This window comes from Alteromonas gracilis (assembly GCF_043642145.1).
GTDB classification, from domain to species: domain Bacteria; phylum Pseudomonadota; class Gammaproteobacteria; order Enterobacterales; family Alteromonadaceae; genus Alteromonas; species Alteromonas gracilis_B.
Window position 1 is genome coordinate 593091 of sequence record NZ_JBHZRZ010000002.1, and the last position, 22225, is coordinate 615315.

Below are 22225 nucleotides of genomic sequence, written 5' to 3' on the forward strand. Positions count from 1 at the left end.
TCGAAAGTTAGGTATCATCGACGCTTAAGTATAAAGAGTAGTTCACATGTACAAAGTTCTTGTTGTTGAAGACAGCCTAACTGTCCGAAAGATTGTAAATAAACTTATTGAGGATAATCCTCACTTTACGTGTGATCTTTGTGAAGATCTTGCGGAAGCCAAAAGCGCGCTTGCAAGCGACAACGAATACTTGGCCGCCATCGTCGATTTGAATCTTCCAGACGCCCCCAACGGCGAAAGCGTTGAACTGGCGTTATCTTATAACCTGCCAACCATTGTACTTACGGGCAATTTCGATGAATTCACTCGCGCTCAGTTACTTGATCAGGGCGTTTTAGACTACATCACTAAAGAGTCGCGCTACTCCTATCTTCAAGTATCTAAGCTTGTTGACCGTTTAAGAAAGAACTTAACAACAAAAGTACTTGTGGTAGAAGACTCTAAAACAAGTCGTAATCACATTTGCTCATTGCTTCGCAAGTTCCAATTTCAGGTGCACGAAGCAAGCGATGGCCTAGAGGCGCTAGAGGAATTAGATAAGCATCGTGATATAAAAATGGTTATCGCTGACCACCGCATGCCAAATATGGATGGCTATGAGCTGGTAAAAGCCGTTCGTCACGAAAAGCGCATGCAAGACTTAGTATTTATTGGGCTCTCTGCAACTGGCGACAGTGTTTTAACGTCTAAGTTTATCAAAAGCGGCGCCAACGATTTTCTTTCTAAGCCCTTTTATCATGAAGAGTTTTACTGTCGTATAATGCAAAACCTTGAATCACAGGAAATGATTCAAACTATACGCAATTCGGCAAACCTCGATCCGCTTACCAAGGTATATAATCGTCGCTTTCTTTATGAAAAAGCTGAAGAGCTTTTCGCGAACAAAGCGTCAAGAAAGAATGTCATTGTGTCTATGATTGACGCAGATAACTTTAAAAGTGTTAACGATACCTACGGACATAAAACCGGTGACATGCTGCTGCAAGAGTTCGCCGCGCTATTAAAAGACTACTTCCCAGACGATTTAATTGTTCGCTATGGTGGAGAAGAATTTACTGTCGTATCTGTGCGGCCGCCCAAGGTATATTTATCGGCCCTTTCTGCGTTTATGGATGCCGTGCGCTCTACCGTATTCACCACCCACAAATTCAAGATTACGTGCAGTATTGGCGTATGTGCCGAAGAGCACAAATGCTTAGAATCTCAGTTGGAAGTCGCAGACGCGCGCTTGTATGAAGCTAAACACGCGGGCAAAGATCAAATTATTTTAAGAGACTCAGCAGTACAGAGCTTACAGGCATAAATTTTCTTACCTACGTTAACCATGTTGGTAGTAGGTAGCAAAACACTATCAGTAAGCAGAAATAGCTAATTAACACGGCGGCAACTTGCTTATCAACAAGCAGGTTGCCCTGTTTTAAGCTGGCAATGTCTGACGTTTCTACTGTATCGGCAGGTTTGAGCAAAGAGAGCGCTATTGCCGGCGCTACGGTGCTTACGAAGCCCGTCACATTCCACCAAAACCAAAATACCTGATCGATAAAGAATGCGAAGATCATATTTGTTGAAACACCGCATACTAGTGCAATATTAACCTGCGTTGCACTTACCTTCTTCGTTAATATTCCTAGTAGAAAGACAGCCAATACGGGACCAAAGAAGACAGATCCCACCTTATTAACCGCTTCAATTACAGTTGGCGCGATGTCATCAGCATTAAGCGAAAGCAAAAGAATAATGACGCCCCATATCAGCCCTGCAAATTTAGCTGAGTTAAGGTAATTATCAGGTTTTTTACCTTTACGCATTAGTTTGAAATAGTCTTCAGTTGATACCGCAGCCAACGAATTAATTGCCGAACTCAATGAAGACATGGCGGCTGCAAGAATGGCGACAACCAGTAACCCTATCAGCCCATGGGGCAAGTAATTAAGAATAAAGATAGGCATGAGCCAATCTGGGTTATCTTTGGGGATTTGAGTTGAAAATTGTAGTTCGTTGAACGCTAGCGTTCCTACAACTAACCCAGCTAAACAGTAAAGCAACGTAATTGGGAACCTGAAAACACCATTTGCCAGCATCATCTTTTTTAAGTCGCTTTCAGACTGCGCTGATAACGCCCTTTGCGCCTCAGACTGATCGCACCCATAGTACGAGGCATAAAGGATAACGCCGCCCAGTACCATAGGAAAAAAGCCAAACCCGTCACCATTAAAACCCAGTGACGAAAAGTTGATGGTAGACACACGCTCGCTAGGCAGCAGCTGTGTGAAAGTTTCCCAACCGCCGAGCGCATGCAGCCCAAAGCCGATACAAATAACGGTTCCCATCACAATAACAATCATTTGTACGGCATCACCATATACCACCGCCTTCATGCCACCTTGCAACGAATATAAGACGGTTATAACGCCTATAAGTAATATTGCCTGCGTTGATGATATTTGCATGGTGCCTTGTAAAATAATAGACAACGCATACACCATTATTCCGGTGGCGAACGCCCGGCTAAACTGAAAGACAATGCTTATACATATTCGCGTTGAGGTGGAAAAACGACGCTCAAGGTAGTCATAAATACTTACCACACCGCTTCGATACAGTGTGGGTAGCACAATGGTAATGAGTAAAAGCATGGCAAGAGGGATGGCAAGTTCGTAAGAGAGCCAAATTAGTCCTCCACCCTCGCGAAACCCGACAAACGCAGGGGCAGATATAAAACTTACAGCCGAGAGCTGCGTAGCCATGATGGAGAGCAAAAGCGGCTTCCAACCTAAACTTCTGCCAGCTAAGAAATAATCTTTCTTGGAATGCTGCCCCCTTAAACAAAAACCTAAGATAAGTAAGGTGGCAAGGTAAATCGCAATAACACTGTAATCAAGAATATCCATATAAACGCAAGGCTGAGCAATTAAACACCTACCTTTACATAAACTCAGCTCATTTGCACAAAAAAACAGCGTACAAAAAAGCGTATGTTACATCCAAGACTTTCGCGTTGACTCTACGTCGAACAACGCTTTATCTGCTAGCCGCTGTGCGTAATCTTCAGGTAAAAACGGCACGGTAACAGCGCCTGAAGCCAGCACAAATTTAATAGTCGCAAGCTTCTTTTTCTTCATAAAGACGCTTTGTTTAACAATCACTTGCTGTGCTTTATAGGGCTCGAAACACTGGTAATCGAAACCAATTCGACCTTGCCTAATGTAAATATAACGGCTGTCGTAGGCTATGCCCCAGCGCCACCATCTAAGCGTAAGTAAAAGCGCGATGGCACTAAATAAAGCAAGAGCACCAAGCATGATATCTAGGTGAGACGATATCACGCCAATAGTGAAAAACACGGTAAATGGCAACGTCCAACCAGCAAGCAACCAAAACGTAATGAAACGCTTGCTGATGGTTTGGTAATGCTGACCTCGCAAGTCGCATGCAGGCATCACCTCTTGACTAAGCGCAAAGGCTTCGTCTTCAGTTACCGATGGCACAATAAGCTTGTTTGGCGACATCAGTTCTTGCATTTGCTGACCTGCCGTGGAGTTTTGCTCAAAATACAAATTCACTCGCTTAAGTATTTTATCTAGCCAATCTTGTTTCGCGGTAATCATTTGTATACGTGACGCTCTCATACTAACTTCCAGCTTATTGAGCAAACCACTGCGGCGAATGTATCGGTCTCCCGCTCTTGAGAGGGTGTAGCCATAAAACGTGAAAAGCGCGCCACCCACGCTAAGCAAAGCTACCAACGCCATAACCACCATCACAATGACAAAGGCGTACAGCCCTAATTGCCACCATGCTACGGTTTGTTCTCCAACTAGCTGATTTAGCTGTAAACCTTTATCTGCTAGCCATTCTGACACTACGCCAAACACGTCGTCATAAAACGGTGCGGCGGCACCCAGTATTATCCAAACTCGGTTATTAGTTATGCCGTGTATAATAATGTCTTTCACGGAACGACGGTTTAATACTTCTTCGTTCGTGTAAGCATCACTTGTTGCCTTTGTACTCACTGTCTGCGCAAGCAAAGACGAACTATGCTCACCAGTAGAATCGGCACAAGTCGCATCATCAAGATCGTTCTCATCGTGCTGAGCCCTTTCATACAGCACTTGTTTCTTTAAGGCTTCGGCATAATCTTCGGGCACAGCAACTATTTTAGCTTCTTCTTTGCCGCTCCCTGCCGTATCGAGCACCACAAGCGCGTAACCAAACGGACGATAATAGAAAGGTCGCTCTATCTTAACGTTTTGAATTCGCCACAAAGGCAGGTTGGTATATCTACGTTGAAAGACGCCATGATGAATTTCAACGTGTTGATTGTGCACGCGAAATTTATACATTAAATAGCTTATAACGCCGCTTCCACTAGTCGTTAGAAAAAGAACGCCTGCTCCTATTAACACTTCTGGCGATAGCAAGTTATCCCAAACATTGAACGAAATTGCTAAAGCAGGGATAGCGTAGATAAGCCCCTGGGCCATGTTGGCAAAATTGCGAATAGTAAAATACAAAATAGATATAAGAGAAAGGCGCTGCCACTCACCGCCCGTTTCTACTTTTAACTTTGGCTCACTCAAATCTCTATCTGAACTGTGCGACGAAAGCGCAGCTTCTTCTTTTAGCTCTTTTGACTGTGTGATTTGCCCCCCTTGACTTGAAGGCGTTTCAGACACGGTCATTAGCGAGCCCCAATATCTTTGTGAGCAAGAATGAACTCTCTTAATTGCTCCGCACGCTCAATGCCTAACCCTGGTATATCAAAAGTATGCATTTCCCCTCCGGCAGAAAAAACTTGAAGCGATGCCAAACCCGCCGCTCTTTCCAAGGGGCCTCGATTTACTTCAACATGCTGCACGCGCAATATTGGTTGGCATGAGAGTTTTCTAAAAATAAGCCCCGACTGTTTGCTAATATCTTGCTCGCGAACAGCATAGAATATTCGCACGTCAGCAAAAAAGTGATACAACGCCCATACGCTACCAAGCCCCATGATACCGGATACTACATAGGGATAAGCTTTTAGCAAACCTTCAGGGAATGAAAAGAATGTTTGATACTTTAACGCGGTTGCTATACCTATTAACACCAAAGCGATCATCGCTATAGCAAGCATGTTAAGAGCACGGTACTTTCTCGATATAGGCTGCAGTGTTAACGATTGAAGCGTGGGAATATCGTCTATGTTAAGCTGATCGTTTGTAAATACCGTGTCTTGCGCGCTACTTGTCATCACAATTATTCCTTTTGTCACTTTTAAGCCAAGTTCGCTGTGTATTAACCCCAAACAGGTTCGAAAAAAAAGAGGGCAAGCCCTCTTTCTATAATTACGTTGAACGTACGCTTATGGCAACTTAATCATCAACCTGCTGCTCATTCAACCAGTCGTGTAGTGCTTTCATATCGTGTTGAACCGCCATTTGCAGCTCTTCCACCCAATCATGCACGTTCTCCCACCATGTTGGGTGGTCACCTTGTTGAATTTGATTAGCAATACGCTGAACACGAGCCAGCCCCACAGAGCCTGCAGCCCCCTTAATTTTATGCGCCTGAGAGCATACTTCTGATTTTTCATCCGCACTTAAGCTAAGCTGAAGTATCTCCATATATTCGGGCATTTTTTCTTGGAATACTTTTACGCTAGTGCGCACCATTTCGTCGCCTATGGTATCAACCAACATCTGCAATAAGTCCATATCTAAAATGTTACTTAATGTTTTGTTGGGTTCAGGACGTTCTATTTCACCGTCCACTTCTAATGGAGCTGGCGGCGCATGGAACAATTCATTGAAGACCTCGATAACCCGAGACTTTTTAATTGGCTTAGCGATAACATCGTCCATGCCGTTTTCAAGATACTCATCACGCTTTTTAATGACGTTCGCAGTCAACGCCACTATTGGCGTTTGCATCACCAAGTCTTCTTCAATTAAGGTACTGGCTACGTCAAACCCTGTCATGTCTGGCAGCTGAATATCTAACAAGATAAGGTCGTATTGGTTTGCTCGCGCCTTATCAATCGCTTCTTGCCCTGTCATAGCCACGTCAACTTTCTGGCCAAGCTTTTCAAGCAAGGCTTTTGCTACCATGACGTTCAGCTCAATATCTTCAACCAACAAGATATTTAGCCCCGTCACTTGAAGCTGCGCGACTTTCATTGGGCTGTTAGAAATTTGAACCGGCAACACAATTTCAAAACGGGTGCCCTTACCCACTTTACTTGAAACGTGAATTTCACCTTTCATCAAGTCGACCATTTGCTTACAAATAGCAAGGCCTATACCAGTGCCAGTAGCCGATTGATGATCGGGATGGTCTACCTGGTAATACATAGCAAAAATCTTGTCGATTTCACTTTCAGGAATACCCACACCCGTGTCTTCAATTACAAAAGTCACGTAGGCCTTATCGCCGTCTGGTTTGGTAGACGACACCGTTAAGCTTACGTGCCCTTTTTGCGTGAATTTCACTGCATTAAACAGAATATTCCACAGTATTTGACGAAGGCGCGTGCCGTCTATTTCAACAAGACGCGGTAGCGGCTCGTTTATTGTGGTTTTTAGCTCTAGCTGTTTGTCGGCAGCAAGTAAGCGAATAATACTGCTTAGCTCTTCCGTGAAGTCTTTCAGAGATATGGTTTTAAGGCTTAATTCAAGCTTGTCTCTGTCGAGCTTATCAAGGTCGATAATATCGTTAAAAATATTACCTAACGTAATGGCACTGGCGTATATCGTACTCACCCAATTAAACTGTTCTTCGCTAAGGTCGGTGTCGCGCAACATACGGCTTAAGCCCACAATACCGTTTAAAGGCGTGCGAAGCTCGTGGCTAATAGTGGCAATAAAGCGCGTTTTATCCGTGCTTGCTTTTGCTGCTGCGTTTTCAGCTTGTTTACGCTCTGTCATGTCTCGACCGAACGACAACAACCCTAGGCGATTTCCGTCTTTATCGAAAAATGGAACGCGCTTCATTTCAAAGTAACGACGACGTCCGTCTGCAAAGCGAAGCCACAATTCTTCTGTAATACTGGCGTTAGTTTCTAAGACTTCGTGGTCGCTTGCTACAATTTGTCGGGCAAGATCTTCTTCATACACATCTTTAGGCGTTAAGCCTAATAACTCTTGCTCAGTTTTACCCGTCATAAGCTCCGCAATACGATTACAGCCTGCAAAGCGACCTTCTTCATTGCGGTAATAAATTAAGTCTGGTGAAGCATCAATTATTGAGCGCAACAATGTAGATAATCGACGGGCCTGTGCTTCTTGCTCTGACTTATCTTGAATTTCTTTTTCTAAGTCTTTGAATAACGCTTCACGCTCTTCTTGGGCCTGCTTACGCTGCTCTATCTCGTGATTAAGCTGTCTGATGTTGCTTTGTAGCTCACGGTTTAAAAACACATCTTCTTCACGAAGGCTTTCTAATTGGCTTACCACCTCTTTTAAGTTGGTGCGAGAGTTCTCTAGCTGCTTAATTAATTCACTAAAGAAATAAAGAACCCAAGGCGCGGACAACATGGTTAGTACCACAGCACTTATGAAATCGTCAGGCTGAACTTGGCTTCCCATGCTTACGCGTATTACGTAAGAACCGCCAAGCGTAAACACAAGCGAAAGAACAACAAATAATATGCTGAGCTTTAGAGTGCCAAAACGCTGAACAAATTGAGCAAAGCGAATTGCCCAAGAATCGTTTGGTGAATCTGAATGCATGTACGTCTAGTTTTTAGCTTATTTTTCCTAATCCTATCAGGCTTTCACTTCTTCGGGAATGCGGTTTGTCACGGCGTTTTCTAAATGACTTAACAGAATCAAGATTTAAAACGCGACTTTTCGGTGATTTCATTGATATGTTTGGCATTCACCCACCCTACCTTGGTGTACGAGACTTTTGCCCAATCGCCTCGCTTTTCTAGCACGTTTAATACTTCACCTTTTTGCAAATTATTTTCGACAACCGGGGAACAAACATCAGGCCCTTTTCGCACATTCAGCGAGTTAGCACGTACATTAGCTACGCGCTTCACAATGACTCTCTCCTGCATCGCAAGTTATTTAGTTGATAGAAGACTCCTGTATGAGGTGTACCGTTCCACTCAACCGCGACATGCGCAGAGACGTGACTTTTGGTGTTAGTTAATATATTCAACGATAAATCAAAGTTATTGCCTGCTGTAAAATGGATTACCATGGTGTCGGGAGAGCCAACTTGAAAACATCCCGATATATTAGGGGAAGGCACAATGCTAATGTTTTCGCCGCTTAGTATATGCTCGTTTATTAAAAAGCCTTGGTTGGGCGCTGCGTGTAGGGGGGGCATACAATAATCCTTATTGTTTTAAATGCACGCAAAGGCCGTGAATTTTTATTCTTCTCTTTTCACTAAAGCGTACTCTCTATTCACGTATAAGTATTCCAATAACACTTTCGCAGAAGCACGCGAACCTTACATCTGGTTATTTTGCAATCAATATAGCAAACTGCTAATATCAGTGGAACTGTAGCTTTACAATTTAATAAAAATACACCTCAAACCTCTATTGACAACATAAAACCACAATATACAAGCATATTTATTCACAAGAAAAATATAAATGAGAACCAATGTCATTTAAAAGAGGTGAGTGTTTTATAATTTCAATTTGATAACATTTTCGTTACAAACGCAAGCACCCACACTTAACCCACTGAATAAAAAGAAATTAAATGCACATATGCTAAATCTCTATAACGCTTATATTTTTAGCGTTTGATTTTAGTTTTTAATGTGGGTATTTTGTACGGCCCGCATCGCAATAATGCATAAAAATGCGGAAACGACTGGAATCCTCTAATAATAAATAACGACAAGAAAGGCGCACGCTGCAAGCAATACCGCTCGCAGGCATAAAAGACGTCTAATAATGTTGTGATACGCAAACCTAGGCGCATCTACACGCAACGCATACCTTGCCCAGTCAAAAGGTTGAAGGAGTTAAGAGATGAGTTTATATAATCCCAATGATTCCCGGGACAACTGTGGGTTTGGCTTAATCGCTCACACTCATGGGGAAGCCAGTCATGAATTGGTAACGACTGCAATACACGGCCTTGACCGTATGCAGCATCGTGGCGGCATCGCTGCCGACGGGAAAACCGGTGACGGCTGTGGTTTATTACTACAGAAACCGGATGCGTTCTTCCATGCAATCGCCGAAGAAAATGGCTGGAAACTCAGCAAAAAATACGGCGTGGGCATGATTTTTTTAAGTCAGGACCCTGTACTTGCGCAAACTGCGCGTGAAGTACTTAATGAAGAACTAGAGAAAGAAACGCTTTCAGTAGTGGGTTGGCGCGAAGTGCCTGTCGACCGCTCAGTACTGGGTGAATTAGCGCTTACAGGCGTTCCGCAAATTGAACAAGTATTTGTGAACGCACCCGCAGGATGGAGAAAACGCGACTTAGAGCGTCGTTTGTATATGATCCGCCGCCGTGCTGAAAAGCGTCTAGAAAACGATCCCGATTTTTACGTAGCATGTTTGTCAGGCTTAGTAACAATCTATAAAGGCTTGGTAATGCCAAAAGACTTACCCGCCTTTTATCACGATCTTGCCGATGAGCGTATGCAAAGCGCAATCTGCGTTTTCCACCAGCGCTTCTCAACAAACACACTACCACGCTGGCCTCTTGCTCAGCCTTTCCGCTTCCTTGCTCACAATGGTGAAATTAACACCATTAAAGGAAACCGCGACTGGGCCATGGCACGTGCTGCTAAATTTGCAACGCCGCTCATTCCAGATCTAAAAGATGCAGCACCTTTTGTTAATACTGAAGGTTCCGACTCATCATCGCTGGATAACATGCTAGAGCTATTCTTAGCTGGCGGTATGGATTTATTCCGCGCCATGCGTTTGCTCGTTCCACCAGCCTATCAAAATAACAAAACCATGGACGATGACCTACGTGCATTCTACGAGTTTAACTCAATGCATATGGAACCATGGGACGGCCCTGCAGGTATCGTTTTAACAAACGGTCGTCACGTTGCATGTAACCTAGATAGAAATGGCTTACGTCCTGCACGTTACGTTATTACTAAAAATGGCTTCATCACGCTTGCTTCGGAAGTAGGTATTTGGGATTACGAGCAAGCCGACGTTATCGAAAAAGGTCGTGTAGGCCCGGGTGAAATGCTTGCGGTAGATACCTACACCGGCAAAATTTGGCGCTCAAATGAAATTGATGACGACTTAAAAGAACGTCACCCTTACAAAGAGTGGCTAGACAAGCATATTCGTCGCCTAACCCCAATCGAAAAGCTTGATGCTTCATTAATTGGTAAGCGTGTGTTTGACGACGATGCCATGGCGGTGTACCACAAGCTACACGCCTACAGCTATGAAGAAATTCAACAAGTTGTAAAAGTACTGGCGAAAGACGGTCAAGAAGCCGTTGGTTCAATGGGTGACGACACGCCAATGGCGGTCATGTCATCACGTCAACGTACGGTTTACGACTATTTCCGTCAGCAGTTTGCCCAGGTTACTAACCCGCCTATCGACCCGCTACGTGAAAACCACGTTATGTCGTTGGCAACTTGTATAGGCCGCGAGCAAAACGTATTTAGCGAAACCTCAGGTTACGCTGACCGCGTATTGTTCGATTCGCCAATTTTAATGTATACCGACCTGAAACAGCTTCGCGAATTCAACCCAGAGAACTATTACTCTGAGGTGGTTGAATTGCAATACGCACCGCAAGAAGGGCTAAAGAAAGCCATTGAGCGCGTGTGCAACGAAGTAGAAATGCTGGTTAAAAACAAGCGTGCTGCGTTTGTAATTCTGTCAGACAGAAATATTAAACAAAACCGTTTGGTTATTCCTGCTGCGATGGCCGTTGGTGCGGTACAGCGTCGATTAGTTGAAAAATCACTGCGCTGCGACGCTAACGTTGTTGTTGAAACAGCAAGTGCCCGCGATCCGCACCATTTTGCTGTGTTGATTGGCTTAGGTGCCACTGCGGTTTACCCATTCCTTGCTTACGAAACTATCGAACAGCTTTGTGAAAAAGGCGAACTGGATATTTCTCCAATGCAGGCCACGTTGAATTACCGTAAAGGTATCAATAAAGGCTTGTATAAGATCATGTCTAAAATGGGAATTAGTACCGTTGCCAGCTACCGAAGTTCTAAGCTTTTCGAAGCGGTTGGAATTAACAACGAAATCATGAAGCTATGCTTTAATGGTGTGACTTCACGTATTCAAGGTGCGGGCTTCGATGATTTCCATCAAGATCTGATTAACCTAAACCGTATTGCTTGGCTTAAGCGTAAGTCTGTCGATCACGGTGGCTTGCTTAAATACGTTCACGGTGGCGAATACCACGCTTACAACCCAGATGTAGTAAGCACACTTCAAAAGGCTGTGGTGTCTGGTAACTACGACGACTACCAGCAGTATGCCAAGCTTGTTAACGAGCGTGCGCCTGCGCACATCCGCGACTTACTCGCCATTAATCCTGACTGCGATCCTATTGATATAAGCGAAGTTGAAGCGCCGGAAAACTTGTTCCCTCGCTTTGATACTGCAGCCATGTCTATTGGTGCACTTAGCCCTGAAGCGCACGAAGCGCTTGCCATTGCGATGAACCGTTTGGGCGGTCAGTCTAACTCGGGCGAAGGTGGCGAACACCCTTCTCGCTTTGGTACTGAAAAGAACTCTAAAATTAAGCAGGTTGCCTCAGGTCGCTTTGGTGTAACACCGCACTATTTGGTTAACGCCAACGTTATTCAAATTAAAGTGGCGCAAGGTGCAAAACCAGGTGAAGGTGGTCAGCTTCCAGGCGACAAAGTGAATAAGTACATTGCACAGCTACGTTTCTCTGTGCCGGGTGTAACCCTTATTTCACCACCTCCGCACCACGATATTTACTCAATTGAAGATTTAGCACAGCTAATTTTCGATTTAAAACAGGTTAATCCAACGGCGCTTATATCAGTAAAACTGGTATCTGAACCGGGTGTTGGCACCATTGCCACGGGTGTAGCAAAAGCCTATGCCGACCTTATCACCGTTTCAGGTTACGACGGTGGTACAGGTGCAAGCCCGTTAACGTCAGTTAAATATGCGGGTAGCCCGTTTGAGCTTGGTTTGTCTGAAACGCAACAAGCCCTTATTGAGAACGGCTTGCGCCATAAAGTACGCGTTCAAACCGACGGTGGTTTGAAAACGGGCTTAGACGTGGTGAAAGCCGGTATCTTAGGTGCTGAGAGCTTTGGTTTTGGTACAGGCCCAATGGTTGCGTTAGGCTGTAAATACTTGCGTATTTGCCACTTAAACAACTGTGCGACCGGCGTTGCAACGCAGGATCAAAAACTGCGTGACGACCACTTCATTGGCTTACCTGACATGGTAATGAACTACTTCAAGTTTATTGCTCAGGAAGTGCGTGAAATTATGGCGTCTATGGGTGTTGCTAAGTTCGACGACCTTGTAGGTCGCACAGAGCTTTTGAAAGTGTTAGATGGCATTACCGCTAAGCAAAACCGTTTAGATTTGTCTCCGTTGCTAGCGCAGCCTAAAGCGGGCGACCATACGCGCTTGTTCTGCTCGCAAACAACAAACGCGCCTATCGATAAAGGCGAGTTGAACGCGCAGATGCTTAAAGACGGGCAACAAGCGGTTGTTGACGGTAATTCGATTACTGTTAAGTACCCTATTCGCAATACAGACCGCTCTGTCGGTGCGTTGCTATCAGGTGAAATTGCTAAGCATCACGGTAATCACGACTTTGAAGATACACCAATTAAAGTTGAGCTTACCGGTACCGCAGGTCAGAGCTTCGGCGTGTGGAACGCTGGCGGTCTACACATGCACCTTGAAGGCGATGCCAACGATTATGTAGGTAAAGGAATGACTGGCGGTAAGCTTGTTATCTATCCTCCACGCAATATCTCTTATGACGCACACGACAGTGCCATTATGGGTAACACCTGCCTTTACGGTGCAACAGGCGGGAAGCTGTTTGCAGCTGGCCGTGCTGGTGAGCGCTTTGGCGTACGTAATTCTGGTGCTATTGCGGTAGTTGAAGGCATTGGCGATAACGGCTGCGAATATATGACAGGCGGTATCGTGGCTGTGCTTGGTCCAGTGGGTGTTAACTTCGGTGCCGGTATGACAGGTGGTTTTGCTTATCTTATGGATGATGGCGACGACCTTGATAACCGTGTAAACGCCGAACTGGTCGACGTAATGCCAATTGAAGATAAAGCGATTCTTGCTGAGCACTTACGTGGCTTAATTAATCAGCATTACGAAGAAACAGGAAGTGAACACTCGTTGTCGTTGCTTACTGATTTCGCCGCAACGCTGAAACGCTTCAAGCTTATTAAGCCAAAAACCAGTGATGTGAAAAACTTGCTTGGTCACATCAGTCGTTCAAGTGCTGAATTACGCATTCAGGCTCAGTAGGAGGATTTAGTTTATGGCAAAGAACGTATATCAATTTGTCGATGTTGAACGTATCGATCCGCCTAAAAAGCCGATCATGGTGCGTAAACAAGAGTTCGCGGAAATTTATCAACCGCTGAGCCAATCTCAAACCGAAGGCCAAGCAGACCGCTGCTTGGACTGCGGTAACCCATACTGCGAATGGAAGTGCCCAGTGCACAACTACATTCCCCAATGGTTAAGCTTGGCAAACGAAGGCCGTATTCTAGAAGCTGCGGAACTTTCTCATAAAACCAACAGCTTGCCGGAAGTCTGTGGTCGCGTTTGTCCACAAGACAGACTGTGCGAAGGTGCATGTACACTAAATGACGATTTTGGTGCAGTAACTATCGGTAGTATTGAAAAGTACATCACCGATACGGCATTCAAAATGGGCTGGCGCCCAGATATGTCTGACGTAGTATGGACCGACAAAAAAGTAGCAATTGTAGGTGCTGGCCCTGCTGGTCTTGCATGTGCTGATATTCTGGTTCGTAACGGCGTTAGACCTGTTGTTTACGACAAATACGAAGAAATTGGCGGCCTACTTACGTTTGGTATCCCATCTTTCAAGTTGGAAAAAGACGTAATCAAACTACGCCGCCAAATCTTTACCGAAATGGGCGTTGAGTTTGTGCTTAACACTGAAATTGGTAAAGACATTCAGTTCCAAGAGCTGCTTGACCAATACGATGCGGTTTTCCTAGGCATGGGCACATACAAGTCGATGCAAGGTGGTTTTGACAACGAACAAGTAGAGGGCGTTCACGAAGCACTACCTTTCCTAATTGCCAACACCAATCGCGTGATGGGCCTTGAGAAAGACCCTGCCGATTACATTGATATGAAAGGCAAGCGCGTAGTAGTGCTAGGTGGCGGTGACACCACCATGGACTGCGTTCGTACGTCAATCCGCCAAGGCGCGGCGCAAGTGACCTGCGCGTACCGTCGTGACGAACAGAGCATGCCTGGTTCACGCCGCGAAGTGGTTAACGCTAGAGAGGAAGGGGTAGAGTTTAAATTCAACCTTCAACCTTTAGACATTGCCGTTGACGAAAATGGCAAAGCCTGTGGCGTTAAGCTGGTGAAAACTGAAATGGGGCCACCCGATGCCAACGGCCGCCGTCGCCCTGTTGAGGTGGAAGGTTCAGAGCATGTGCTAGAAGCTGACGCGGTTATTATTGCCTTCGGTTTTCAGCCTAGTCCTGCCTCATGGTTTGGCGATTTCGGCATTATGCTTGACGAAAAAGGTCGCGTACGCGCGCCATCTGCTGGCAAATTTGCTTATCAGACCTCTCACCCGCAAGTTTTCGCTGGTGGCGATATGGTGCGTGGTAGTGATCTGGTTGTTACTGCTATCGACGAAGGCCGTAAAGCAGCAGAAGGAATTATGGATTACATAGGCGTTTAAGCTGCCCAGGTAAGTAATTTAATCAAAAGCTCGATAGTCTTGCTATCGAGCTTTTTTGTTCATGTACGCTAGGAAGATACGAAAAAATATAATGACATACGTTAATAGACCAAGGTTTAGTTGAAGCGCTGGTTTAACCGCTCTACTATCGTAGACGATGAAAAATATTGTTGAATTAATCAAGAGCCTACCCATGAAGAACTTAGACATCAAGAAACTCGTACTTTGCTTAGCTTTAGGCTCGCTAGCCAGTGGTAATTGTTTTGCCGATGCCATTACGGTAGGCACTTCAGATAGTACAAATACTAATGAAAAAAGCGCAACTCAGTTAGTAAATAAGCCAAGTATTACGTCTTGCCCTACCGAGTTTCAAAAAGTCAAAATTTCTGATGATGCTAGCCAATGCCAAGCATTTGACGAAAGCTTGACGGCCGTCATGGTTTATCATTCTCCCAAAACACCCAATGAAATGCTTAACGTCTACCTGTCGGCTCACCCTGCTCTTAAAGCCCACGAGCCAATAAGCGGCCGCACGCTGCTATCGTCTGAAGACAGAAATATTCGTGTGATTATTAGCCCTGACAATACAGGGTCACAGGTCGATATTCTTATAACCTCGGCACAAAACTAAACGTTGCCTGCCTAGTTGCCCATGTTGGCACTTGCTTTGCAATTTCGAAAGTAACTACACCATAAACGGCACTAAGCGTCATTTTTCTGACGCAAAGTATAAAGCGTAGAAGTTCGCTAGCTACTCACCTAATACTAGGTGCTCACTTCTCGCCTTCGCCGTTTGTGGGCTTTCACTATTGATTTTTGCGAGGGTTACAATGGAATTGGCAATTATTCTAATGATGTTACTTATTGTCGTTGCACTAGGTGCCATAAAGTTGTCAGACGGTGGTGTCGCATTTCCATTTAGGCGAAAACCACAATTGTTTACGCCAGTCGAACACACATTTTTGAACTTGATAGAACAAGCGATGGGAAGAGAGTTTCGAATTGTGTGCCGCGTACGCCTTAACGATTTGGTGTCAATTCGTCAATCAGCGAAAAAGAAAACTGCCAGCCAAGCCATTAGCCGAGCATCAAGCCGACAGCTCGACTTTGTCTTGGTCGACAAGCAGGATATGAGCCCAGTACTTGCCATTGACTTAGTTCACAGTCAGGGAAAAGACGGCTACAAAACGCAAAAAGATTGGTTTGTTACCGGAGCCCTAGATGCCGCTGGCCTTCCCCATGCAAGAATTAAAGTAAAGTCGGGCTATTCTGTAGACGATATTCGCGAATGTTTGGAAAACAAGCTTATTCCATACCGTCGTTTACAGCAAAAGATGGCACAGCTGCCAACGCATAACCCAGAGCCGCCAAAGCGCCCTACTCGCCCTATACGCTCTAGTCGACCTGCAGCGGCTTAATCTACTAAAGTAACGCTTCCCCTAGCCTTTGTTGCTTTGCTATTTTCTTACTCTCAAATAGCGGTAACAAAGGCATTTTTCTGTCAGTTTATCTTTTTTCCTTATACAATTAGTGCATTCAACTGCGTGTTCACGCATTACACTCCCTTAACACCGTCGGTATAGTTATGAAAAAAATTGGTATTTTAGGTGCAATGGACGAAGAAGTTGCGCTACTTAAAGCCTCGCTTTGGAACGTAAAAGAAACCAAGTGGAAGCACCTTACATTTTATGAAGGCACACTTAATGACATGGAAGTAGTGTTAGTGAAGTGCGGCATAGGTAAAGTTGCCGCCGCTATTGCCACCACTGTGCTTATTGAGCAGTACGCGCCAGATGCCGTAGTGAATACGGGTTCGGCAGGCGGTTTCGATAAAGCGCTAAATATTGGTGATCTGGTGATTGCCAGTCACGTTATTCACCATGACGCTAACCTTACCCATTTTGGTTATAAGTTAGGTCAGTGTGCTGGCATGCCTGAAGACTTCCGCTGTGATACTACATTAATGGAAGCTGCTCGCAGTGCCGCATCAAGCATTAGTTCGTTGCAATCAACGACAGGCTTAATTTGTACTGGCGACGCATTTATCGGTAGCGATGAAGCAGTGGCTGAGCTACGTGAAAACTTCCCTGATATGAAAGCGGTTGAGATGGAAGGTGCTGCCATTGGGCAAACTTGTCACATGCTCGACACACCATTTCTTGTCATCCGTTCATTGTCAGATATTGCTGGCAAAACATCATCTGTTAGCTTTAAAGAGTATTTAGATACCGCTGCCAAAAACTCGGCACAACTTGTGATGGCAATGATCAAGGATCTCGCAAACTAACATGACAGAGGTAATTAGCGACCCGCAAAACCAGTCGCTATTGGTACTTTGGCTGGCTATCGCCGTTGATGCACTGTGGCGCTGGCCCCAAAGTACGCATCCGTTAACACTTATGCGCTACCTCGTACAGCAAATGGGGCGCAAAGTTGTCCCTTCTCGCGAATACGGTCCCTCTCAGCATTATATTTCAGGCTCTCTTGCCGCGTTGGTGCTTCTCACTCCACTTGTCATCTGCATCGCCATTTTAGTTTATATGGCGCAGTACCCGATATTTTTTGAAGCCATTATTCTTGTTGCCTTACTGGATTTCGGTTACCAGCGTAAACAGTATAAAAAAGTATTGGCGAGTGTTGGCAGAAATAAAAAATCACTTGCTCGAGAAATGGTACAAACCATTACTGCTAGACAGTGTGACTCGCTAACCGATATTGGCATTGCTAAAGCAGCCATCGAGTCGTTGTGGCTGAAGTTTCTTTATCTTTACTGTGGCGTAATCTTTTACTTTATTGTCGCAGGTCCCATAGGCGCGCTAGTCTATCGATTGCTTTTACTCACTTCGTGGCAGTGGCATTATCGCACTCCGAGCATGGTGTATTTTGCACTTCCAGTACGAAAAATCGTTGCTTTACTTGTTTTACCACCTGCAATCATCGGCGGCTTCGTTACGTTGATGGTGAGTAGTCCTGTAAAAGGCGTTCGCGCTATGAAGCGTTCGCCTGTAAAAGATAAAACGTCAATGTTGCTTGCACTGTTAGGTGGCGCACTCGACATCAAACTTGGTGGCCCAGCAATTTACGCAAACAAAAAGTATCGATTTCCACGGGTAGGAGGCGCAAACGATGTTAGGTATTCGCATATGTTGGCGGCGAAAAGCATTGTCACGCATGCAATGATAGCCATTGCCGCCATTGCGTCGTTATTAATGATTATTGTGGCGCGTGTCTAGCGCGCTTTAACCGCACCTGCAACCCAAGGCTGAAAAACGCTTGTCTTCAAAAGAGTAAAACACTTATGCCACGTCACTTAATACTGCAATTAAACATAGCACTGGCCTTCGCTTTTTTATGCTTATTACTCATGATGATTTCGGCTTACTCACACGCTCAAGAAGAAACAAAAAACGAGGTCACTGCCACGCTTCACCCAACAACCTTATCTTCCTTGAATTCTTCAGGTACTTCTCGTTCAACATCTACTTTGAAAATAGTAAGTTTAGCCCCTCATTTAACTGAATGGGCCTTTAGTTTAGGGTTAGGCGATAATTTGGTGGGCGTAAGCGACTACAGCGACTTTCCAGAAAAAGCTAAAGACATCAGAAGAGTTGCTGATTTTCAGGGCGCTGACATTGCCACAATCATTACCCTTGAGCCCGATTTAATTCTTGCTTGGGACGGCGGAAACAAACCCCAAGATATACATAAACTGACTTCAATGGGCCTTAATGTTTTTAGTAGCAAGGTCGAAAACATAACGGACATTGCCAGCGAGATTAAACGATTGGGCGCACTTACTGACACCGAAAAACAAGCAACTCAGCTCTCCAATCATTTTCTTAACGAACTAAGTGTATTAAGACGCGAGCATGCCAATCCAAAGCCGTCACCGGTTTTTTACTATTCGTGGACTTCGCCGTTGATGACCATTGGCCCTGATGCATGGGCCAATCAGCTGCTTAATATTTGTGGCGCACAAACGCTTTTTCCCGATAGCCCAGTAGACTACCCTCAAGTAGCGTTAAAAGACGTACTTACACGTCAGCCTAGAGCACTAGTCGCCGCCTCAAAAAGCACGCGTGCAGAGCTTGAGGTTTTTTGGCGTGAGCACCGCTCTTTCTTAAAAGCACCTTTGATTATAGTGAACCCTGACGTCACTAGCCGCTTCTCACTGCGATTAATAAATGAACTAAAATTGCTGTGTAAAGGTATTAAAAAAAACGCATAAGCGCTATACTTAAGTCTAAAACTTGGTGACTTTTGCTGGAAAATTTTGTTGTGATTTATTTATTGGTCAAACAAGGTAAATATCTAAAAGTCTGATCTACCTATTTTTCTTCGTTAAAAGGTAAGTGTTTCTGCTCATGCGATTTGTTGTTGCGGGTTTTCTTGTTCTTGTCAGTGTTGCACTTTTCGTGTCGCTTCAGTGTACGGCAAAAGCGACCGCGCATGACTCTGTGGCGGCTTCTCCTTACCTTATTGAACGTGTAGCTAATAACGACTGGCTTCTAATTGATGTTCGCTCTCCAAAAGAGTTTGCAGAAGGTCATATCCCTGGTGCAGTGAATATGCCTCACGAAAACATAAACGACTATTTGAACGAGTTGGAAGACCACAAAAACAAACCCATTATTATTTATTGCCGCTCAGGCAGAAGAGCCAAACTCGCAATGAAGGCGCTTGAAGACCTCGACTTCTCTGAGGTTATGCACTTGGAAGGTGATATGTTGGGTTGGAGTGCAGCCGGCATTACTGTTGATAGTATGTAATCGCCTTTTTTACTTAACCATAAAGCCCTAGGTTCAATTTATTCCACATGGCGCTTTCTGTGTAACCTACCCCCTGTGATACACTCTTTTTAATCAACGATTGTATGAACTACTTATGAAAATAGATATCGCTACGCCAGCCATGTTGTTTCCAGCAATTTCCTTATTGCTATTAGCTTATACAAATCGTTTTTTAACGCTTGCGACTATTATCAGAAATTTCTCAAAAGAAGAACGAGATGAAAATACTCAAGCGCAGATAAAGAACCTTCGCCTGCGAATTCAGCTAATTAAACGTATGCAAATAGCGGGGGTTGGCAGCTTTTTTCTGTGTGTTGTATCTATGTTGGCAATTTACCTTACCTACCAAAAAGTGGGGAACTGGGTTTTCGCGGCAAGCTTGGTCTCTTTACTTTATTCGCTATGGATGTCGGTAAGAGAGATATTGATATCAGTTGAGGCGCTAGATGTGCACCTTGATGGAATGAAAAACACCCAATACAGTGATAAGCCATGACACCACCCGCTCACAACACCGACTCAACTCAACGCAATATTATTTATGAGCTACTTGCTCCTCAGTATTTTTCTGGGGTGATTACGCTTGGCAATGACGTGCACGGTGACAACTACCTTACCGATGACTTGCTAAATGACTACTACACCAAAAGCTTTGTCGATAATATCAATGCAAGCTGGGTGGCACTTTATAAAAACAAAGTAGTAGGTTTTCGCCTGACCTTTGCCCATACGCAATGGCAACCCGATCAGTGGTGCACTCCTTCTCTTTGGCCTGTTAACCCCGATAAGGTTTGTTATTTCAAATGCAATACTGTCGACCCCACCATGCAGGGCTGCGGTATTGGAAGCAAGCTATTAAATAAATCTATTGCCTGCGCGAAAGCGCAGGGTGCAGAAGCTGGATTAGCGCACATTTGGTTAGCCAGCCCGGGTAACAGTGCGTTTAAGTACTTTTCAAAAAATGGTGGCCAATTAATAAAGAAACACCCTAACAAATGGCGCTATGCTTCTGTGCATGAAGGCTACGACTGCCCTGTTTGTGAAGGTTACTGCGAATGCGAAGGCGCGGAAATGCTTCTCCAATTTTAAACACTCTTTTTTGTTCAGCGCGTTAATTTTATGACTTACGACCCTCTTATCTCCCGTGGTGTTTCATCATCACTTCCGGTTGCTAACAGCTATTGGCATGCAACATACGCCCCCGCTACGCTTTCTCCACTTAACAAAAAACTGAGCACTGATTACTTAGTGATTGGTGGCGGTTACACAGGGCTATCTGCCGCGATTACCCTTGCGCAAGCGAAACAGCAGGTCACCCTTGTTGATGCTAATTCATTGGGGTTTGGATGTGCCGGACGCAACGGTGGATTTGTTCTTTCTGGAAGCGGAAGGTTGTCGTTAAGCGCGATAGAAAGCAAATGGGGTAACAATATTGCCCAAGGCATGCAGGCCGAATTCGATGGCGCGGTAAATCTACTTAAAAAGCGTATTTCTGACTTCAACATGCAGGTTGATTTTGTTGAAGGCCCTTATTTCAAGCTTGCGCACAATGAAAAGCAAGCCACACTATTACACGATAGCGCCAAACACCTTAAAACCGCGTTTAATGTACCAAGCACGCCTCTTAGTCAGGACGCAATTACCTCTCGTTTTGGTATTGAAGGCGTGCATGGAGGTGTTAAGGTCGATGGCGCTTGTTTACACCCGTTAAAACTCGTAAGCGAATATGCAAGGGTTGCGAAAGAGCTAGGCGCAAGCTTGTATTTTGACTCTCCGGCATTACGAATTGAAAAACATAGAAATGGCTTTGTGGTTACAACGCCAAATGGAACCATTACTGCTAAGCATTTACTTATTGCAACCAATGCCTACACCCCAAAACGCTTTCACAGCAGTGTGGACAATAAGCAGTTTCCAGTGCAGTCGAGTATTTTTGTAACAGCACCGTTAAATGAACAGCAAAGAACGCAAACAGGGCTCACTGAGTCTATGAGCTTTATGGATACACGAATGATGAAATACTATTATCGTGTATTGCCAGATGGCCGTTTATTGTTCGGCGGTCGCGGTGCAGTTAAAGGCAGAGATGCGAATAATGACTCAGAGAAACAACGTCTTTACCGTGCTATGACTAAGAGTTTTCCTGCCCTTGCCGGAATTGCAATGGACTACTTCTGGAGCGGTTGGGTAAGCGTGTCGCTAGACAGCATGCCTCGTATTTTTATTGATGGCGACAACGACATTGGCCCAACTAGCCGTTCCTACCAATGCGGCTATGCTATGGGATATTGTGGCTCCGGTGTTTCATTTGCTGCGTTTGCGGGGCAACGCTTAGCTCAACGAATGATGAACATTAACAGTGCAGATTGGTCGCTACCGCTATATCAATCGCCACTGAAAGCCTATCCATTTGCTAAAGCCAGAAGACTGGCGTTACACGGGCTATACCAGTGGGCCAAAGTAGCTGAACGATAATTACCGTAATTCTCATCTAATGTTGACTATGCGCACAGCCAAACTATTGCGCACTGTATACAAATTAAGCTATGGTGGTTTTTT

Annotated in this window: 18 protein-coding genes; 12 read left to right on the forward strand and 6 right to left on the reverse strand. The window is 44.8% G+C overall.

The window, feature by feature from the left end:
• The first annotated feature begins 46 nt into the window (after nt 1-46).
• Nucleotides 47-1303, forward strand: coding sequence for a diguanylate cyclase (locus ACHUFN_RS06665; protein ID WP_394221529.1), 1257 nt, complete (start codon nt 47-49; stop codon nt 1301-1303).
• A 10-nt stretch (nt 1304-1313) separates the two neighbouring features.
• Here the strand turns inward: ACHUFN_RS06665 and ACHUFN_RS06670 are convergent, their stop codons facing one another.
• From ACHUFN_RS06670 to ACHUFN_RS06695, 6 genes are all read right to left on the reverse strand, one after another.
• Complete coding sequence (locus tag ACHUFN_RS06670; protein ID WP_394221530.1) at nt 1314-2891, reverse strand: sodium:solute symporter family transporter; 1578 nt, start codon at nt 2889-2891, stop codon at nt 1314-1316.
• Between the two features lie 87 nt (nt 2892-2978).
• Complete coding sequence (locus tag ACHUFN_RS06675; RefSeq protein ID WP_394221531.1) at nt 2979-4685, reverse strand: PH domain-containing protein; 1707 nt, start codon at nt 4683-4685, stop codon at nt 2979-2981.
• Nucleotides 4685-5236, reverse strand: coding sequence for a PH domain-containing protein (locus ACHUFN_RS06680; RefSeq protein WP_394221604.1), 552 nt, complete (start codon nt 5234-5236; stop codon nt 4685-4687). Before ACHUFN_RS06680 ends, ACHUFN_RS06675 begins: the two co-directional genes overlap by 1 nt.
• A 121-nt stretch (nt 5237-5357) precedes the next feature.
• Nucleotides 5358-7712 carry an aerobic respiration two-component sensor histidine kinase ArcB gene (arcB, locus tag ACHUFN_RS06685; protein ID WP_394221532.1) on the reverse strand — a complete coding sequence of 785 codons (2355 nt, stop codon included), beginning with the start codon at nt 7710-7712 and terminating at the stop codon, nt 5358-5360.
• Between the two features lie 98 nt (nt 7713-7810).
• Nucleotides 7811-8026 (reverse strand): SH3 domain-containing protein, encoded by a 216-nt coding sequence (locus tag ACHUFN_RS06690; RefSeq protein ID WP_394221533.1) that lies wholly within the window; start codon nt 8024-8026, stop codon nt 7811-7813.
• Nucleotides 8023-8319, reverse strand: a complete 297-nt coding sequence (locus ACHUFN_RS06695; RefSeq protein ID WP_394221534.1) for a hypothetical protein — start codon at nt 8317-8319, stop codon at nt 8023-8025. Before ACHUFN_RS06695 ends, ACHUFN_RS06690 begins: the two co-directional genes overlap by 4 nt.
• 661 nt (nt 8320-8980) lie before the next feature.
• On the opposite strand from ACHUFN_RS06695, the gene gltB reads away from it, so the two are divergent.
• The 11 genes from gltB (at nt 8981) to ACHUFN_RS06750 (ending at nt 22141) form a co-directional block, all read left to right on the forward strand.
• The gene (gltB, locus tag ACHUFN_RS06700) at nt 8981-13447 is read left to right on the forward strand and encodes a glutamate synthase large subunit (protein ID WP_394221535.1); all 4467 of its coding nucleotides are present in this window, start codon (nt 8981-8983) and stop codon (nt 13445-13447) included.
• A gap of 13 nt (nt 13448-13460) precedes the next feature.
• Nucleotides 13461-14876, forward strand: a complete 1416-nt coding sequence (locus ACHUFN_RS06705) for an FAD-dependent oxidoreductase (RefSeq protein WP_394221536.1) — start codon at nt 13461-13463, stop codon at nt 14874-14876.
• A gap of 193 nt (nt 14877-15069) precedes the next feature.
• Nucleotides 15070-15507: a hypothetical protein gene (locus ACHUFN_RS06710; RefSeq protein WP_394221537.1), complete on the forward strand. Its 438-nt coding sequence runs from the start codon at nt 15070-15072 to the stop codon at nt 15505-15507.
• 199 nt (nt 15508-15706) lie between these two features.
• The gene (locus tag ACHUFN_RS06715; protein ID WP_394221538.1) at nt 15707-16294 is read left to right on the forward strand and encodes a DUF2726 domain-containing protein; all 588 of its coding nucleotides are present in this window, start codon (nt 15707-15709) and stop codon (nt 16292-16294) included.
• Nucleotides 16295-16461: 167 nt separating this feature from the next.
• A complete protein-coding gene (locus ACHUFN_RS06720) occupies nt 16462-17163 on the forward strand; it encodes a 5'-methylthioadenosine/adenosylhomocysteine nucleosidase (protein ID WP_394221539.1) in 702 nt (233 codons plus the stop codon).
• A gap of 1 nt (nt 17164) precedes the next feature.
• Nucleotides 17165-18109, forward strand: a complete 945-nt coding sequence (locus ACHUFN_RS06725; RefSeq protein WP_394221540.1) for a cobalamin biosynthesis protein CobD/CbiB — start codon at nt 17165-17167, stop codon at nt 18107-18109.
• Nucleotides 18110-18174: 65 nt separating this feature from the next.
• Entirely contained in the window at nt 18175-19104 is a 930-nt protein-coding gene (locus ACHUFN_RS06730; protein WP_394221542.1) for a helical backbone metal receptor, read from the forward strand.
• Nucleotides 19105-19240: 136 nt separating this feature from the next.
• Nucleotides 19241-19645: a rhodanese-like domain-containing protein gene (locus ACHUFN_RS06735; RefSeq protein WP_394221543.1), complete on the forward strand. Its 405-nt coding sequence runs from the start codon at nt 19241-19243 to the stop codon at nt 19643-19645.
• A gap of 115 nt (nt 19646-19760) precedes the next feature.
• Nucleotides 19761-20162: a DUF2721 domain-containing protein gene (locus tag ACHUFN_RS06740; RefSeq protein WP_394221544.1), complete on the forward strand. Its 402-nt coding sequence runs from the start codon at nt 19761-19763 to the stop codon at nt 20160-20162.
• On the forward strand, nt 20159-20755 hold the full coding sequence (locus ACHUFN_RS06745; protein ID WP_394221546.1) for a GNAT family N-acetyltransferase: 597 nt from the start codon (nt 20159-20161) through the stop codon (nt 20753-20755). Before ACHUFN_RS06740 ends, ACHUFN_RS06745 begins: the two co-directional genes overlap by 4 nt.
• 30 nt (nt 20756-20785) lie before the next feature.
• Nucleotides 20786-22141, forward strand: a complete 1356-nt coding sequence (locus ACHUFN_RS06750; RefSeq protein WP_394221547.1) for an NAD(P)/FAD-dependent oxidoreductase — start codon at nt 20786-20788, stop codon at nt 22139-22141.
• Nucleotides 22142-22225 lie beyond the last annotated feature (84 nt).